Annotated in this window: 16 protein-coding genes; 3 read left to right on the forward strand and 13 right to left on the reverse strand. The window is 70.2% G+C overall.

From position 1 onward, the window contains the following. Window positions 1–34: 34 nt before the first annotated feature. The 3 genes from ACWCV9_RS07065 to ACWCV9_RS07075 all read left to right on the forward strand — a co-directional run bounded on the left by ACWCV9_RS07065 (window position 35) and on the right by ACWCV9_RS07075 (window position 3788). Window positions 35–1579 (forward strand): alpha/beta hydrolase, encoded by a 1545-nt coding sequence (locus tag ACWCV9_RS07065; RefSeq protein WP_450784631.1) that lies wholly within the window; start codon window positions 35–37, stop codon window positions 1577–1579. 165 nt (window positions 1580–1744) lie between these two features. Beyond that, window positions 1745–3295, forward strand: a complete 1551-nt coding sequence (locus ACWCV9_RS07070; protein WP_450784632.1) for an alpha/beta fold hydrolase — start codon at window positions 1745–1747, stop codon at window positions 3293–3295. A gap of 136 nt (window positions 3296–3431) precedes the next feature. Beyond that, the gene (locus ACWCV9_RS07075; RefSeq protein ID WP_450784633.1) at window positions 3432–3788 is read left to right on the forward strand and encodes a carboxymuconolactone decarboxylase; all 357 of its coding nucleotides are present in this window, start codon (window positions 3432–3434) and stop codon (window positions 3786–3788) included. 135 nt (window positions 3789–3923) lie between these two features. On the opposite strand, the gene ACWCV9_RS07080 is transcribed toward ACWCV9_RS07075, so the two are convergent. The 13 genes from ACWCV9_RS07080 to ACWCV9_RS07140 form a co-directional block, all read right to left on the reverse strand. After that, window positions 3924–5165 carry a tyrosine-type recombinase/integrase gene (locus ACWCV9_RS07080; protein ID WP_450784634.1) on the reverse strand — a complete coding sequence of 414 codons (1242 nt, stop codon included), beginning with the start codon at window positions 5163–5165 and terminating at the stop codon, window positions 3924–3926. Next, window positions 5165–5404 (reverse strand): helix-turn-helix transcriptional regulator, encoded by a 240-nt coding sequence (locus ACWCV9_RS07085; RefSeq protein ID WP_450784635.1) that lies wholly within the window; start codon window positions 5402–5404, stop codon window positions 5165–5167. The genes ACWCV9_RS07080 and ACWCV9_RS07085 overlap by 1 nt, the downstream gene beginning before the upstream one ends. Further along, window positions 5397–6743: a replication initiator gene (locus ACWCV9_RS07090; RefSeq protein ID WP_450784636.1), complete on the reverse strand. Its 1347-nt coding sequence runs from the start codon at window positions 6741–6743 to the stop codon at window positions 5397–5399. The genes ACWCV9_RS07085 and ACWCV9_RS07090 overlap by 8 nt, the downstream gene beginning before the upstream one ends. Before the next feature lie 108 nt (window positions 6744–6851). Next, on the reverse strand, window positions 6852–7148 hold the full coding sequence (locus ACWCV9_RS07095; protein WP_450784637.1) for a SpdD-like protein: 297 nt from the start codon (window positions 7146–7148) through the stop codon (window positions 6852–6854). 20 nt (window positions 7149–7168) lie between these two features. After that, window positions 7169–7324: a hypothetical protein gene (locus ACWCV9_RS07100; protein ID WP_385839997.1), complete on the reverse strand. Its 156-nt coding sequence runs from the start codon at window positions 7322–7324 to the stop codon at window positions 7169–7171. Window positions 7325–7338: 14 nt separating this feature from the next. After that, a complete protein-coding gene (locus ACWCV9_RS07105) occupies window positions 7339–7518 on the reverse strand; it encodes a mobile element transfer protein (protein ID WP_450784638.1) in 180 nt (59 codons plus the stop codon). A 15-nt stretch (window positions 7519–7533) separates the two neighbouring features. Next, window positions 7534–8205, reverse strand: coding sequence for a DUF2637 domain-containing protein (locus tag ACWCV9_RS07110; protein WP_450784639.1), 672 nt, complete (start codon window positions 8203–8205; stop codon window positions 7534–7536). Between the two features lie 88 nt (window positions 8206–8293). Beyond that, a complete protein-coding gene (locus ACWCV9_RS07115) occupies window positions 8294–9649 on the reverse strand; it encodes an FtsK/SpoIIIE domain-containing protein (protein ID WP_450784640.1) in 1356 nt (451 codons plus the stop codon). A gap of 5 nt (window positions 9650–9654) precedes the next feature. Next, on the reverse strand, window positions 9655–10002 hold the full coding sequence (locus ACWCV9_RS07120) for an SCO3933 family regulatory protein (protein WP_385840003.1): 348 nt from the start codon (window positions 10000–10002) through the stop codon (window positions 9655–9657). Window positions 10003–10187: 185 nt separating this feature from the next. After that, a complete protein-coding gene (locus tag ACWCV9_RS07125) occupies window positions 10188–11018 on the reverse strand; it encodes an integrase (RefSeq protein ID WP_450784641.1) in 831 nt (276 codons plus the stop codon). Beyond that, the gene (locus ACWCV9_RS07130) at window positions 11015–11866 is read right to left on the reverse strand and encodes a sigma-70 family RNA polymerase sigma factor (protein WP_450784642.1); all 852 of its coding nucleotides are present in this window, start codon (window positions 11864–11866) and stop codon (window positions 11015–11017) included. Before ACWCV9_RS07130 ends, ACWCV9_RS07125 begins: the two co-directional genes overlap by 4 nt. A 176-nt stretch (window positions 11867–12042) precedes the next feature. Beyond that, window positions 12043–12432 (reverse strand): ATP-binding protein, encoded by a 390-nt coding sequence (locus ACWCV9_RS07135; RefSeq protein ID WP_450784643.1) that lies wholly within the window; start codon window positions 12430–12432, stop codon window positions 12043–12045. 97 nt (window positions 12433–12529) lie between these two features. Beyond that, a complete protein-coding gene (locus tag ACWCV9_RS07140) occupies window positions 12530–13366 on the reverse strand; it encodes a helix-turn-helix domain-containing protein (protein WP_450784711.1) in 837 nt (278 codons plus the stop codon). Window positions 13367–14963 lie beyond the last annotated feature (1597 nt).

Consider the following 14963-nt stretch of genomic DNA (forward strand, 5'->3'; position numbering starts at 1 on the left):
AGCGCCCCGGCGTGCGCGCCCCCAGGATGGGAGCATGGCGAACCCCTCCCGCTGCCGCGCCACCGTCCTGACCACCGCAGCCGTGCTGCTCTGCGCTCTGCTGGCCGGATGCGGTGACGGCAAGAAGGACGGGGATCTCACGGCGCAGAAGCTGGACTGGAAGGACTGCCCCGCGCCCTCCGAGGCGGAGGGCGGCGGCAGCGCCCCGTCACCGCTGCCGAACGGCGGCACCTGGCAGTGCGCCACCATGCAGGCGCCCCTGGACTGGAGCAAGCCCAAGGGCGACACCATCGGCATCGCCCTCATCCGTGCCAGGGCGAGCGGTCCGGCGAACAGGAGGATCGGCTCGCTCGTGTTCAACTTCGGCGGCCCGGGCGGCAGCGGGGTCAGCACACTGCCCGCGTTCGGCACCGACTACGCCGCCCTGCGCACCCGTTACGACCTGGTCAGCTTCGACCCGCGCGGGGTCGGCCGCAGCGCACCGGTGAAGTGCGAGAGCGACTCCCAGCTGGACGTCTACTTCCAGCAGGACGCGACCCCCGACGACAGCGCCGAGCGCACCCAACTCCTGGATCGCACCAAGCAGTTCAATGCAGCCTGCAAGAAGAACTCCCAGCGCGTCCTGCCGTACGTGCGCACCACGGACGCGGCCCGCGACATGGACCTGATGCGCCAGGTTCTCGGCGACGCCAAACTCCACTACTTCGGCATCTCCTACGGCACCGAACTCGGCGGGGTCTACGCCCACCTGTTCCCGAAGAACGTCGGCCGCGCCGTCCTCGACGCCGTCGTCGACCCCACCCAGAACCCGGAGCAGAGCGCGCTCGGGCAGGCCGAGGGGTTCCAGCTCGCGCTCGACAACTTCGCCGCGGACTGCACCTCGAAGAGCACGGAATGCCCGATCGGGAACACCGCCCAGGACGTCAAGGACCGCATCGCGAAACTGCTGAACGACCTGGAGAAGAAGCCGATCCCGGGGATCTTCCCGCGCCAGCTCACCCAGACCGCCGCCACCAACGGCATCGCGCAGTCGCTGTACTCCAAGGACTTCTGGGAGTACCTCACCGAAGGCCTGGAGCAGGCGTACGAGGGCGACGGCAAGGTGCTCATGCTGCTGTCGGACTCGATGAACGGCCGCAGCGAGAACGGCGAGTACAGCAACATCACCGCGGCGAACATCGCCATCAACTGCGCCGACGAGAAGCCGCGGTACACCGCCGACGACGTCCAGCGGAAGCTGCCCGAGTTCCGCGCCGCCTCCCCGCTGTTCGGCGACTACCTGGCCTGGTCCATGATCAGCTGCACCGACTGGCCGGTGCCGGGCGCGGCCGACCATCCCGATGTCAGCGCGTCCGGGTCGGCGCCCATCCTCGTCGTCGGCAACACCGGCGACCCGGCCACGCCGTACGAGGGCGCGAAGAAGATGGTGGACGCGCTCGGCAAGGGCGTCGCCGTCGAGCTGACGTACAAGGGCCAGGGGCACGGCGCGTACGACAGCAAGAACAAGTGCGTGCAGAGCGCGGTGAACGGCTACCTGCTCGACGGCACGGAGCCCAAGCCCGGCACGGTCTGCTCCTGACGCCCTGCGCACCACGCCCGAGTCCGGACGCGACCGACCCAAGAACCTCCGTAAACGAGCAGGTCAGCGAGTTATCCACAGGCCCGCACGGGCTGGCCCGGGGCGCCTACCATGGCCTGAACGCCCGGCGCGGCACGACGCGCAGGGCCTGTCAGGGGGGTGCGCATGGTGCGAGTCTCGCGGTGGGCGGCCGCCGTGGCCGCCGCATTGCTGGTGGCCGGCTGCGGCGGTGGCGCGTCGGACGAGGGGAAGAACAGGGGCGAGGGCACGGGCACGGGCTCGGCGCCTCCCCCGTCCCAGGCGCACACCTCGGCGGCCCTGCCGGCCTCCCTGACCTCCCAGCACCTCGACTGGCACGGCTGCGAGGGCACCGATGGCTCGCCCGCGCCGAGCGCCGACTGGCAGTGCGCGACCCTCAAGGCGCCGCTCGACTGGTCCCGGCCGGGCGGTACGACGATCGGGCTCGCCCTGATCCGCGCGCGGGCGACCGGCGGCGACCGCATCGGCTCGCTGCTGTTCAACTTCGGCGGCCCCGGCGGCTCGGGCGTGTCGACGCTGCCGTACTACGCGGCCACCGCCGCGGCCCTGCGCGAGCACTACGACCTGGTGAGCTGGGATCCGCGCGGGGTCGGCGGGAGCGAGGGCGTGCGCTGCCGCAGCGACCGGCAGCTCGAGGCCGCCGAGGACGTGGACGCCACACCGGACACCCCGGCCGAGGAGAAGGCGTATCTGGCGGACGCCGCCGACTTCGGCAAGGGCTGCCAGAAGGCCGCCGGCCGGCTGCTGTCCCATGTGTCCACCACGGACACCGCCCGCGACATGGACCTGATGCGCCAGGTCCTCGGCGACACCCGGATGCACTACGTCGGCATCTCCTACGGCACCGAACTCGGCGGCGTCTACGCCCACCTGTTCCCGGCCCACGTGGGGCGACTGGTCCTGGACGCGGTGGTGGACCCCACGGCGGACACGGTGGGGCAGGCCGAGAACCAGGCCCGCGGCTTCCAGCGGGCGCTGGACGACTATCTGAAGTCCACCGGCCAAAACCCCGCTCAGGGCTCGCAGAAGATCGCCGGCCTGCTGAAGCGGCTCGACGCCGAGCCGCTGCCCACGTCCTCCGGGCGGAAGCTCACCCAGACGCTCGCGGTCACCGGGATCGTGCTGCCGCTGTACAGCCAGTCCAGCTGGCCGAGGCTGACCCACGCCCTGGACGCGGCGGAGCGGGGCGACGGTTCGCAGCTGCTGGCCCTCGCGGACGACTACAACGAGCGGGATGCGACGGGCCACTACGGCACGGTGTCCCATTCCCAGCGGGTCATATCGTGCCTGGACGAACGGCAGCGGCCGACGCCCGCCGAGACGAGGAAGCGGCTCGCCCGGTTCGAGCGGATCTCCCCGGTGTTCGGGGACTTCCTGGGCTGGGACACGGCCGGCTGGTGCCACGACTGGCCGGTACCGGGCCAGTTCGAGCACCCCGAGGTGAGCGCACCGGGCGCGGCCCCCGTCCTGGTGGTCGGCAACACGGGCGACCCGGCAACCCCCTACGAGGGCGCGCGCCGGATGGCCGACGGGCTGGGCAAGGGGGTCGGCGTCGAGCTGACCTGGAAGGGCGAGGGACACGGCGCCTACGGCAACGGCAACGACTGCGTCGACTCGACGGTGAACGCCTATCTGCTGCACGGAACCGTCCCGAAGGACGGCACGGTCTGCTCATGACATCCGGCAGTCCGGCTCGACGTGCGCGGCCATCTGAGCGTGCCTACGCTTGAGTTGCATCCGGCTGCTGCGCAGGGGGGTCCCGCTTGAACGGGTGGCAACTCAACTCCCTACATCGCAAGAAGGCGGGCCAACCATGGCTGCTGCACCTGAAACTCCGGTACTCGACACGATCGCCGCCATGACGATCGACTCCATCGAGCACTGCCACATGGACGAGCGCACGCTGATCCTGTCCCGCATCGCCGCACTCGTGGCCATGGACGCACCAGCGATCTCCTACCTGGCCCACATCAACCCCGCGATCAAGGCCGAGTTCACGGTCGAACAGCTCCAGGACCTGCTCGTCGCCATCGCTCCCGTCGTCGGGACAGCACGCGTCATGTCGGCCGCAGGCCACATAGCCCAGGCGTTCGGTGTCGCACTCGCCCTGGCCGACAGCGAGGCCGAAGCCATCGCCCAGGCCGAAGCCGACAGCCGTCCCACCTCCTAGACACCCACACTGCCGGAAGCCCACGGCATCTGAGCAGCTCAGAGCCGTGGGCTTCGTCAGTCCCGCTGGCCGGCGGAACCGGTGATCAGTAGACCGGCAAGTCAGGCGGCGTGCCCTGTGACCTGCCACTTTCCCCTATGCACCCTCCTTGTGGGCCGTCGTGGGGCCGTCATCGGTGTCCGGGCCGTCGGCGAAGACCCGGTTCACGGCCTCGCGGGTCCGCTTCTCGCTGCTGGGCATCAGGTGCGTGTACGTCCGGAGCGTGAAGCCCGGATCGTGGTGGCCCAGGTACTCGGACAGGGCCTTGATGCTTTCGCCGGCGTCGAGGAGGACGGAGGCGTAGAAGTGCCTGAGGGCGTGCATTCCGTTCGCCCGGCCGAGAGGAACGCCCGCTGCTTCGAGGGCTGGGCGCCAGGCCCCGCGGTTGAAGTCGTTGCGGTTGAGGGGACGGCCCTGGTCCCGGTGGAAGATCAAGAAGGAAGTCACTGGCGGCCCGTCGACAGCGCGCCAAGGCAGTGTCACGGGGGCCGGCGGGTGCTGGCTGATGTGCTCCTCGATCGAACGAGCAACGCTCTCGGGCAGCGGGACCGTCCGTTCCTTGCCCCCTTTGGGCGGCGCGAACACTGGCCTATTGCGGATGAGCTTGACCTGCCGCACTACGTGGATCACGCCCTCGATGAAGTCCATGTCTTCCACCGCCAGGCCCAGGACTTCGCCCTGGCGTAGGCCGCATCCACCAGCGAGGTCCACCATGGGCTGGTACTGCTCGGACAGCGCCGAGCGGACCGCGAGAACACGCTCGCGCGGCCAGGGAACGATCCGACGAGGGTCGAGCTTCGGGGCGCGTACGGACGATGACCGGCAGGGGTTTTCGGGGATCAGACGATCGTCCACGGCCGCTGTCAGCATGGTGGAGAGGTTGGCGAAGATCACCCGCTGATAGGAGGGCGCCACTCCACCGTCGTGCAGCTTTCGCAGCCACTCTCGGATGTGCGTGGGCCGCAGCGACCCCAGCGTGCGGCTGCCCAGATACGGCAGGACGTGCAGGCGAATGCGCTGCTCGGTGCCCACGAAGGTGCCGGGGTCCATGGTGAGCGATGCCAACCACCGTTCGGCATGCTGTCGAACAGTGAGTCGCCCGGCCTGCGGATCGATGTATTGCCCACGCGCCATGTCCGCCTCGACCTGGGAGAGCCAATGCTCGGCCAGCCGCTTCTGACGGTCGGGGAAGCTCTTGGACTTCTCGGTGCCGTCCGGGCCCACGTAGCGGGCGCGGTAGCGCATGCCCGTACCGTAGCGCTCGGCCCTGACCTTGCGGGGCTTGCCGTCCTGCCCGACCTCCGTCTTGTACCAGCGATCTTGGATGTGTCCAGCCATCAGGCAGCGGCCCCCTCGATCTGCGACTCCACCCAGGCGCGTACGTCGTCCGGGTCGAAGCGGAGATACCGGCCGACCCGGAATCCGCGCGGACCGGTGCGCTTACGGCGCCACTGGTAGACCGTCTCGACGCTGGGCAGCTCGAACATCTCCACCAGGTCGTCAGGGGTCAGGAACCGCGTGGGCAGGACGCGCGGTGCGGCGACCACTTCCACCGAGACGCGGCGTCGATCAGCCATGCGTGGTGTCTCCTTCCGTGCTGGGCGCGGGTTCGCGGGAGGGCGCGAGCCAGGCTTCGGCATCGGTGAGGCCAGTGCCGGCGAAGCGCCAGTGGGAGATGACCAGGACGGTGTCCGGGTCGGGCAGCGGGTGGCCCGCTTCGGCCGCTCGGGCGCGGACGAGGGCTTCGTTGTGGTCGGCGCGCTCTTGGCGGAGGGCGCCGAGCGTGACGGAGTAGGCGCGGGACTTTGTGGAGAAGTGGCCCCGGAAGCCGAGCATGTGGGCCCACTTGCGCAGGCGGAGGGGTTCGAGTTCGGGGAGCGCGCCCAGGTGCCAGCAGGTGAGGATCAGCCGCCGGGCGTGGTCGGTGACGCCGGAGCCGATCAGGTCCGTGACCGGGTTACGGACAGGACGATCCAGGGTGCCGGCGGTCTCGGCGCCCTTGGTGGCGTACTTGGCGATGTACGCGGCCACGGCCCGGCTGGACAGCTCGGAGCTACCCGCGAAGTCGGCCGAGCGGATGGGGCGGACGTCGAGCTGCGTGCCGAAGCGGAAGGCGTACTCCCGGCCGTCGAGGACCGGGCCCGGTGTCTCGGCAAGGCGGGCCGCGGAGCGGATCGCATCGGTGAGGAGTTCGGTGGTGGCCCAGGCAGGCGGAGCGGACTCGGCGCCGTCCGGGCCGTCGAGGCGGATGACGGCGTGGAAGTGGACGGCGCCGCGCCGCTGGTACTCGGCCACTTTGGCGTACGAGACCTTGAGGCAGTCGCGCAGCGCGGAGCGGGTGATGCCCGCGCGGGCGGCGAGCTGTTGGCGCAGGTAGGTGGTGAAGCGCCCCCAGAGAGCCCCGGCGTGGGCGTTCCAGAGGACGGCCGCGCGGTAGTCGTAGCGCTCCGGGTCGAGCGGGGTGCCGAGGGCGGGGTCTTCCTGGGGGTGGGAGCGTCCGCAGCGGCAGCGCCCGGCGGCGGGGCGGTTGTGGACCGGGCCGAAGGACGGGGCGGTGAAGGTGGCGAAGACCCGGGGGTGCCGGGCGACGGTCGGGCCGATGCCCTTGCCTCCGCTCAGGCCGGCTGTGACGAGGTGGAAGGTGTCCTTGCGGTAGACCTCTGCGCAGGCGGCGCAGCGGCTGGCCCGGCGGTTGTTGCAGCGGATGAGGAGCTGCCCGGCGGGAAGGTCGCGGTCGGTGATCTCCCGGACGATCTCGCCGGTGGCGGCGTGGACGTCCAGCCGGTGGCCTTCCATTCGTACGGGCCGCTCGCAGCCGCCGAGGCGCTGGATCTGCCGGGCGTAGGCGCCGAGGTCGCCGTATCTGGTGAGCGTGGCGAGATGGCGGATGGCCCCGAGCGGAGCCGGGTGGGGCATGTGCGGCTTCCTCCTCACGGAATCGGGTGGGGGCCGCCCGCCCGGCGCCTACCTGTCGAGGGGGCTAGACAGCATGGGGTGGCCGGGCGGGTAGGGCTGGGCGCGGGATCAGCGGCGGGTCAGCAGGGAGCGGACGACGACGGCGCACACGGCGACCGAGACGGCGGTGACGGCGACCGCCAGGAGCATCGAGACGAGGACGGCGCCGACGACCAGGACCACGGCGGTGCCGCCGCCGACGAGGGTGAGGGCGGTGGAGGGGGTGAGCTGGACCGCCGGGCGGGACTGTGCCGGGACGACGGGGGCCGGCGGGGCGGCCGGGGTGATGGTGCTCGGCTCCACGACGGCGGGCGGGGTGATCAGGCCGGTCGGCTGAGGCATGGTCGGGATCTTCGGCCGGAGCATGGGCGTTCCCCTTTCGCGGGTTACTTGACCAGGGAGTTGATGGCGGGGGCGAGCAGGCTGTGCGCGAGGAGGTAGCCGCCGAGGAGCAGTACGGCGACGAGCCACCCGGGCGGGCGGATGAGCTTGACGCCCAGGACCCCGACGCAGAGAAGGGCGAACCAGAGAGGGACCTGCATGCGGTGGACTCCTGTCAGGCGGAGCAGCGGTGGGTCCGGGCGGCCAGCTCGGCGGCGGCGCGGGAGTCGTACTCGGCGGAGAAGTCGCAGCGGGGCGCGGTGCAGGCGGCCAGGTGCCGGTGCTTGCCCCGGTCGATGTACGAGGCGACGTTCACGGGGCCGATGCGGCGGACGTTGCGGAAATTGCGAGGCACGGTGGTGCTCCTCTCTCAGAGGTGGGCCGCGACGGCGGCGGTCATGGACGGGGGCAGGCCGAGCCGGGCGCGTACGGCGTCGGGGTCGGCGGGGCGGCCGGTGGTCGAGCGGTGTTCGTCGGCCAGGGCGCGGACGCGGTCGATGAGGGCGGGCGGGAGCGCGGCGACGGGAGCGGGCACCGAGACCTCGGGAGTCTCCGGTTCCGGGACAGGGTGGGCGGATGTGGCGGGCGCCCAGTCCGGCTCGGGGGCGGAGACGACGAGCTGTTCCTCGTACGGCTCGGCCGGGACCGCCGTGGGCGTTTCCTGGTTGCGCGGCGCATGGGCAAGGAGGGTGCCGCCGAAGAACGCGATGGCCGGCCAGCCCGCGACGACCACGCGGAGCGCGGCCGGGACGTGGTCGAGGTCGAGGAGCCCGGCGGTGGCGACGTTGGCGCCAAGGGAAGCGGTCAGGGCAACGAGGAACCACAGCCGCGGACTCCTCGCCGCCTGTCCACCTCCCTCCACCTGCCGCAGCCGACGCCAGGCAGCGACCAGGAGCAGGTCGACGCTGACGGGGTAGGCCCACGCCTTCCAGCCGCCCTGTCCGGCCGCCTCAGCTAGGTCGTGCAGGTGGGAGAAGGAAAGGGCCCCCGCGATGACGGCCTGGACGATCACGGCGTCCACGCGGACCAGGTGGGCACGCATCGGCTCCGGTTCCTTCCTGTTTCGGGCATGGGAGGGGTAGGGACGTGGCGCGGGACGCCCGCGCCGACCGGGAAAGAAGGGGGATCGGCTACTCGGCCAGCTGGTGAGCAGCGGTCGCGGAGGACAGTTCGACGGAGGGTCCGGCGAGGATCGGCCGGAAGGCGTCGAGCCGGGGCAGATCCGGGACCAGGGCGGAGGTGTCGCGGCAGACGGCCGCCGCCTCGACGAGGGTGAGATGGGGCGAGCGGACGCGGCACCAGCCGCCGGTGGTGTCACCGACGACCGCGATGCCGGGCCGCTCGGCCGCAATGGACGTGGCAGCCAGCGCCGCCTCAGGGGAGATGTCGGCCAGCGCCATGTTGGCCGAGGCTTCGTCGTTGACCCGGTGGCAGACGCGGCCGGACAGCTGAGCGCGCAGCATGGTGGCGCCCTTACCGAGTTCGGCGCCGAAGCGCTGTCCGCACACCTCCAGGTAGATGCCGGCCGCGCGACCGAGCTGGGCGAGGCGCACGAGCTTGGTGACCATGGCGTCCCGCCGCTTCTCGTCGTCCTTGTTGGCCGCGAGGAAGAGTTCCGCGACCTCGTCCACGACGACCACGACCGGCACCGGCCGCACTGCCTCCGGCAGCCCCCACACGTCCGAGGTGAGGACGGCGTCCGGGCCGGGGAGCCCGCTGCACCCGATGAGCCGGAACCGCTCCTCCATCTCCTTCAGCAACACGTCGAGGAGTTCGTTGGCCCGGTCCGGGGTGTCGGCGAGCGCGGACAACCGGGGTGCGAAGGGCGCCAGTTCGACGCCCCACTTGCAGTCGATGCCAACGAGGACGACCGGTTGCCGGGCCAGGCCGCAGAGCAGATTGCGCAGGTATACGGACTTGCCGGACTGCGTCGCACCGAGGATCAGCTCGTGCGGCATGGCGCGGAAGTCCCGGACGTGCCACTTGCCGTCCTCCCGCAGCGCCAACCGCAGACGAAGTAGACCGGCGTCGAAGCGGCGCCGGGAGGGCCGTACGTCGGCGAGCACGTCCCAGCCGACCAGCCGCAGTTCGAGCCACCCCGGCTTCATGGGACGGACGTAGACGGCGTGGGCTCCCCAGGCGTGCCGAAGCCGATCGGCCGAGGCGGCGAAGTCCTCGGGCGCCTGCCCGGCCGCCATTCGCAGCCGCATCACGAGACCGGACCCGGTCGGCAGCGGAAAGGTGCGCCGAGGAGGTACGGGGGCCGCCTGCCGACCGACCATGCGGGCGGTGGCCCGGCGGATGGCCGAGGCCGGCACCGTCAGGCCGCACGCGTCCATCGTCGCCCGGTACGAGACGAGCACCCGCAGCGCGACCGCCGGATACCCGATGAGCCACCAGAAGACCACCGGTACACGACGGCGCACCACCAGCAGCACGACCACGGTCAGCAGGACCGGCAGCATCACGCGGACGACTTCGGTCATGGCGATCAACCCTGCGCCGCGACCGGCGCGTTGACCATGACGGCGTCGGCCCGGTAGGCGATGCCGTGACGGGTGCGCCCGCCGAACTCGTTCTCCCAGGGACGGGCCACCAGGCCCGACATGATGACCGGGGCGCCCATGACCAGCCCCTCACCGATGCCCTGTTCCGGGACGGTGACCTTGATCATGTCCGAGCCGCCAGCCGCGATGAACACCAACTCCAGCGTCATCAGCCGCTGGTTGGTCACGGGGTCCACGGCGATCTCACCGGTCTGCCGGTCCTTCACCTTGACCTCGGGCAGCTTGGTGACGAGAAGCGTTGCGGCCGAGGTGTCGACGGGGATGACTCGCATTTCGGTACCTCACAGAGTTGGCGAGTGCCGTTCGGCGATCAGCGGCGCTCGGAGACTGGATACCCCCCTAGACAGCACAGGGAGGCGACCGCCCCAACTGTCTAGGGGGGTCGACAGTAAAGTAGCCGACGCCCCATCAACTGTCTAGGGGGGTATACGAGATGGCCGACCGCCGCGCGGAGACGCTAAGGCAGCGTCCAGTGAAGGACGGTGGCGTCGTCCTGCGCCTTCCCGCGCGGCCACCGCCGACCGTCGGGGTCACCGGCCTCGGCTTCACGCACCCGCCGGACCAGTTCCTCGGGCCCCGAGGCACGAAGGACAGCCAACGCCTCGTCCCAGTCAGCGAGTTGGAAGCGGTCGACCATGCGCGTTGCCCCATCGCTCAGCAGCGTCACGGAGGCGAGCGAATGCAGCGGCACCGTCCCCGTCACGGCGTGTTCGGCCGCCTGCGGATCGGGCCCCGCGATCCAGAACCCGCCCGGCCGGTTACGAAGCCCCGTCAGGGCGTCCCGGTACGCGGCGAGCGCGGCGGAGTGCTCCGGGGAGCCGGTGGGAAGCGCGTCGACCGGCCCGCGCAGCCGATTGCCGACCTCGTCCAGGCGCCGGTCGGTGACGACGGTCGTACCGCCGCCCTTGTCCGCCAGGAGCAGCGAGGAGTCCCCGAGGACCAGGTACTCCAGGTCTCCCCCACCGCCCTCGGCCCGTACGGCGACGACCGTACTGGTCGGACTGGCCCGATACGCGAGGTCGCAGCTGTCTTCGTGCAGGGACCGGACGAGGTTGATCGAGTCGGCGAGGCAGTCGGCCAGCGGCCGGGCGGGGTGCGTGGTGATGCTGCGCAGCAGCAGGGCGCCCAGTGTTCCGGAGAACCAGGCGACCCCGTGTGTGCACCCGGTCTCGGCGCCACCGACGCCGGCACCGTCGAGGAGCACGGCGGCGCCGGGAGCAGCGACGGCCGCGAAGTCCTCGTTCTCGCAGTCGGGATGAGCAGGCAGCGTGGCGAGGCTTACCCTCACGCCGCCGACTCCTCGTCGTGCCGGTAGAGGGGGCAGAGGAGTTCGGCGGACTGCGGTTCGCTGGTCTCCGGGTCGTACGCGACACCCACGAGCGTGGAGAACCGGCGGTCGCCGACCTGGCCCCAGAGGGCATTCAGGTCGTTGGCGAGCAGATGCACGACGCCGAGCGAGCCTTGTGTGTGGATGCCGGCGATTGCGAGGAGCGAGCCGTTGCCGTCCGGGCGGGACAGCCTGCCGAGGTATCCGACGTCGTACGGCCGGGCCGGGTCGCTGTCCTGTCCGGAGCGATAGACGGTGCCAGTCCGCCGATCCGCCACGGTCCAGGGCCCGTCTTCCGCGCGCTCCCAGTGCAGGACCGGGTCCTGCGCGTACGTGTCCCACATCGCCTGCGACATGCGCGGACCGCAGACGACGACCAGGCCGTCGCGGTTGAGGTCGATCTCGCCGGTCACCGGGACGTGCTCTGAGGTGACGTCGAGGCCGTACGACCGTGCCAGGTCCTCCAGCCGCTTGCCGGAGCTAACGTCGTCCACGGCAACGACCGTCCGCCCGCGCTCGTCGTCCCGCCGCAACGGGGTGGCGACGGTGACGGCACCCCGACCGAGGAAGGCGCCCTCGGGCGCCGGGCCGGTGTGGCGGATCTGGTGGATGCGCCCGCGGCTCAGGCCGGCCTTCGCGGCGATCTGCGCGTACGACAACCCTTGCGCATGCAGGTCCTGCACCACGCGTCGGCGAAGGCGAGCAAGCTCGGTCACCTCCTGCTGCGCGTCCGCCAACCTGGTCGTGACCTCGCGCAGGAGCCGGTACGGATCCTCGATCGCCGCGATCCGCTGTAGCTCGTCCGACATGCCCTCACCTCCTGGTAACCAGGAGTCTAGGGCCCTAGACGGAATGGGCGGCAGGCGCTGCCCCGTACGAACGCCGATCACGTAGAACTGGGACAGCCTTCCTGGCACACCCCGAGGGCTCACCTGTCACCGCCCACTCGTCGGCGTGCCGCAAGCAGCCGCCGGTGCCGACGGGGTCACGCACCCTCCCGCACCAGCTCGGCCCAGACGGAACGACCGTCCGGCCACTGCTTCACACCCCAGTTCTTCGCGCAGCCCGCGATCAGCAGCAGACCACGGCCGCCTTCTTCCTGCTCGGCCGCATCGCACAGGTGCGGTTCGCCTTCGCCGCCCTGGTCCACGACCTCGATGCGGATGAGGTCGCTCCTGAAGCCGACGATCACGTAGAAGCAGCCGCCGGCCGCTCCGCTCCTTGTGTGTCGTACGGCATTGGTGGCCAGCTCACTGACCACCAGGACGGCGTCCTCGGCCGAGCCCTGCTCGTGGAGGAGGGACGCGACGAAGTGACGGGCATGAGCCACCTCCTCGGCAAGACCTCGGAAGGCACGGCACCACTTGGTCTGCATGGAACGCTCCCGATCTATGTCTAGGGGGCTAGACAGCACAGCGGCGAGAGTATTGCCAGAGAAGCCAAGAGGCTAGGCATCTTTAGGAATTATTCCTCTAAGGGGTGAGGCTGTCGCCCAAGTCCCGGAACTCCTTCATCACCTGCATCAGCAGGTCCCGCACCTCGGCGCCGAAGACGGCAGCTGACTCGAAGCGGGCGAACGTCGCCTCGTAGGCGGCCAGTTCGGCGGGGTCGTCGGACATCCGCTCACTGTCGAAGGTCTCCACGACCACCGCCCGCTGGTCGCACAAGGTGAAGCCGTGGCGCGGGAGGACGGGGACCGGCCGCTGCCAGGGGATGACGCCGAGCCAGACCGTGCTCAGACTTTCGACGGCCAGGAGCCGGTCGAGCTGTGCCAGCATCAGCGCCGGGCTTCCGGGCCAGGTCCGCAACACGGCTTCCGTGAGGACGAACACCGACTCCCGGTCCGGTTCGTAGAGCACGCTCTGCCGGTCCACCCGGGCAGCGACAGCTCGACCGATCGCATCGGAGGTCGAGTTGGGGACGCTGCTGAAGACGTGCCGGGCGTACTCCGCAGTCTGGAGCATGGCCGGCAGGACCACGCACTGGAACGAACGCACCAGCCGAGCGGACCGCACCTCCTCATCGACTGCCGCACCCACTTCGACAGCGGACGAGCGGTCGGCGGCGAGCACCGCAACGAAGAGGTCATGCACCTCACGAGCGGTGACTTCATCGAGGCCGAGCGCCAGCACGATCCGGTCGAGCACATCCCGGCTCGGCACCATCCGCCCGGTCTCAACCTTGGACACCGTCGGCTGCCCCACGTTGGCACGCTCAGCCAGCACAGCACCCGTCAGTCCGGCCTCACCCCGCAGCACACGAAGACGCGCTCCCAACGCCTTCATCCGCTGCTGCCGTTCACTCCCCATGCCCAGGGTTCTACACCACGGGCCAGCCACGGCATGATTCAAACTTTCTCTACTGGTTCAAGGGCTCGCTTCGCTCGCCGTTGCTCCCGGCCTCCTCAGCTGCAAGCAGTCCGATCACAGATCGGAGGTGCCGCGCACAGCGCGGCGGCGCCGGCCGGTCGCCGGCGCGCCGCCCCTCCTTGCCTTCGTCACCGGGGCCGCGCGCCGTCGCCCGTCCGCGCCCACAAAGGGGCGAAGACCAGGCCGGGGTAAGGGTGAGACGGCATAGCTGAGGTCAAAACCATGCCTCCGGCGGGGGATCGGCCGGCACCGGGATGGAGGGGGCACCGTCGCCGACTGCGGGTCCGTGGATGGCGTGAGTGGGGAGCTCCCATCCCGTCCACCGTCGACCCAGGCGAAGCCGAGCAGACGCGGCCCATGGCGTCCAGGTCGTTCGTACAGTGGCGCGCTCCACCTGGACGCCATGGACCCCGCCCGCTCCACGGTGTGTGGGTCGACGGCGGACGGGATGGAAGCTGGGGAGGTGGTGGGTTTGGGTTGTAGCAATGGGAGCCGCCGGTGCGGCACAAAGATGCCGGCGGTCACTTCTGCCGGTGGTAGCCTGATCGCGCGCCGGGTGACAGTTCCACCCGAAGCCGACAAGCTAACCAGCTAAGCGTCTGGCCCAGTGGCCAGGAGCGCTGAAGGTGCAAGCACCTGCACCGGCTGGGACCCGAGGTAGTTGCCAGCAGTGGGTTGCTGGCTCGGGCTGAAGCGCACAGCCCCGGACCGTCAGTTCCGGGAGCCTGTGCATGCTTCTCCCGGAAGAGGCCCAGGCTCTCGGAGGATCACCTCAGGAGCCCTTGTGGATCTTCTCCAGACCGTCGTCCAACTAGTCACCCTTGCCTCAGCGCTGCTCGAATTTGGGCGGAGGGTCGAAGCTTGGCGCCGTCGGCGCGGCGACCGAGAGGGCGAGGAGTAGAGAGCGTGCCTTTGTCAAGGTCGCCGGTTGGGGCTGACATCAACGCCTGACACCTACAGGGACGAACGGCGTCGGTCGGCCACGGATGGCAGCGGACATCGGGGCAAGGTGTGCAGCGGGTTGACCGACGCCCCAGACGCTGTGTGATCGACCTGACAAGGATGCGCGTCAACCTCAAAGCCGCGTCATGAACATCGCAGCTGGCCTCCGTTGCAACGCACGGGACGCCCGCCGACCCCTCGCACTCCTCGGCCTTGCGTGATCACAAAACGGGGGTCCAGCGACTACGCCGAAGCCTTGGCCGCGGGCCCGTCTCGCTGTGTGCCTCTTTCAAGCCCGCCGGGTTGCGAGTACCTTCTACGCAAGTGCTGGTGAACGGGGGGTTCGTCGTGAGCGTCGACAGCTTGATCTCTCGACTAGTAGATCTGATTAATGGGTTAGGCGACCTGATCTACCGGTTCGCTTCTCAAATCGACACCCTTGTCAACAGGGGAATTCGGCGTCGCCCGCGTGTCGTAAACCCTCCTTCGGAAGATATCCCGCCGGCGATATATACGGAGGATGACCTGCTCGCCGCTTCAATGGCGGGCGCAAAGATCCCCCTAAAACCAAGCGCTAGTAGTACGGTCGAGCGCA

The sequence above is a fragment of the Streptomyces sp. NPDC001606 genome, from assembly GCF_053596835.1.

Excerpts from the sequence above, each read along its gene's own strand:
- ACWCV9_RS07065 (WP_450784631.1), top strand. The coding sequence starts at position 35 with ATGGCGAACCCCTCCCGCTGCCGCGCCACCGTCCTGACCACCGCAGCC.
- ACWCV9_RS07070 (WP_450784632.1), top strand. The coding sequence starts at position 1,745 with ATGGTGCGAGTCTCGCGGTGGGCGGCCGCCGTGGCCGCCGCATTGCTG.
- ACWCV9_RS07075 (WP_450784633.1), top strand. The coding sequence starts at position 3,432 with ATGGCTGCTGCACCTGAAACTCCGGTACTCGACACGATCGCCGCCATG.
- ACWCV9_RS07080 (WP_450784634.1), bottom strand. The coding sequence starts at position 5,165 with ATGGCTGGACACATCCAAGATCGCTGGTACAAGACGGAGGTCGGGCAG.
- ACWCV9_RS07085 (WP_450784635.1), bottom strand. The coding sequence starts at position 5,404 with ATGGCTGATCGACGCCGCGTCTCGGTGGAAGTGGTCGCCGCACCGCGC.
- ACWCV9_RS07090 (WP_450784636.1), bottom strand. The coding sequence starts at position 6,743 with ATGCCCCACCCGGCTCCGCTCGGGGCCATCCGCCATCTCGCCACGCTC.
- ACWCV9_RS07095 (WP_450784637.1), bottom strand. The coding sequence starts at position 7,148 with ATGCTCCGGCCGAAGATCCCGACCATGCCTCAGCCGACCGGCCTGATC.
- ACWCV9_RS07100 (WP_385839997.1), bottom strand. The coding sequence starts at position 7,324 with ATGCAGGTCCCTCTCTGGTTCGCCCTTCTCTGCGTCGGGGTCCTGGGC.
- ACWCV9_RS07110 (WP_450784639.1), bottom strand. The coding sequence starts at position 8,205 with ATGCGTGCCCACCTGGTCCGCGTGGACGCCGTGATCGTCCAGGCCGTC.
- ACWCV9_RS07115 (WP_450784640.1), bottom strand. The coding sequence starts at position 9,649 with ATGACCGAAGTCGTCCGCGTGATGCTGCCGGTCCTGCTGACCGTGGTC.
- ACWCV9_RS07120 (WP_385840003.1), bottom strand. The coding sequence starts at position 10,002 with ATGCGAGTCATCCCCGTCGACACCTCGGCCGCAACGCTTCTCGTCACC.
- ACWCV9_RS07130 (WP_450784642.1), bottom strand. The coding sequence starts at position 11,866 with ATGTCGGACGAGCTACAGCGGATCGCGGCGATCGAGGATCCGTACCGG.
- ACWCV9_RS07135 (WP_450784643.1), bottom strand. The coding sequence starts at position 12,432 with ATGCAGACCAAGTGGTGCCGTGCCTTCCGAGGTCTTGCCGAGGAGGTG.
- ACWCV9_RS07140 (WP_450784711.1), bottom strand. The coding sequence starts at position 13,366 with ATGGGGAGTGAACGGCAGCAGCGGATGAAGGCGTTGGGAGCGCGTCTT.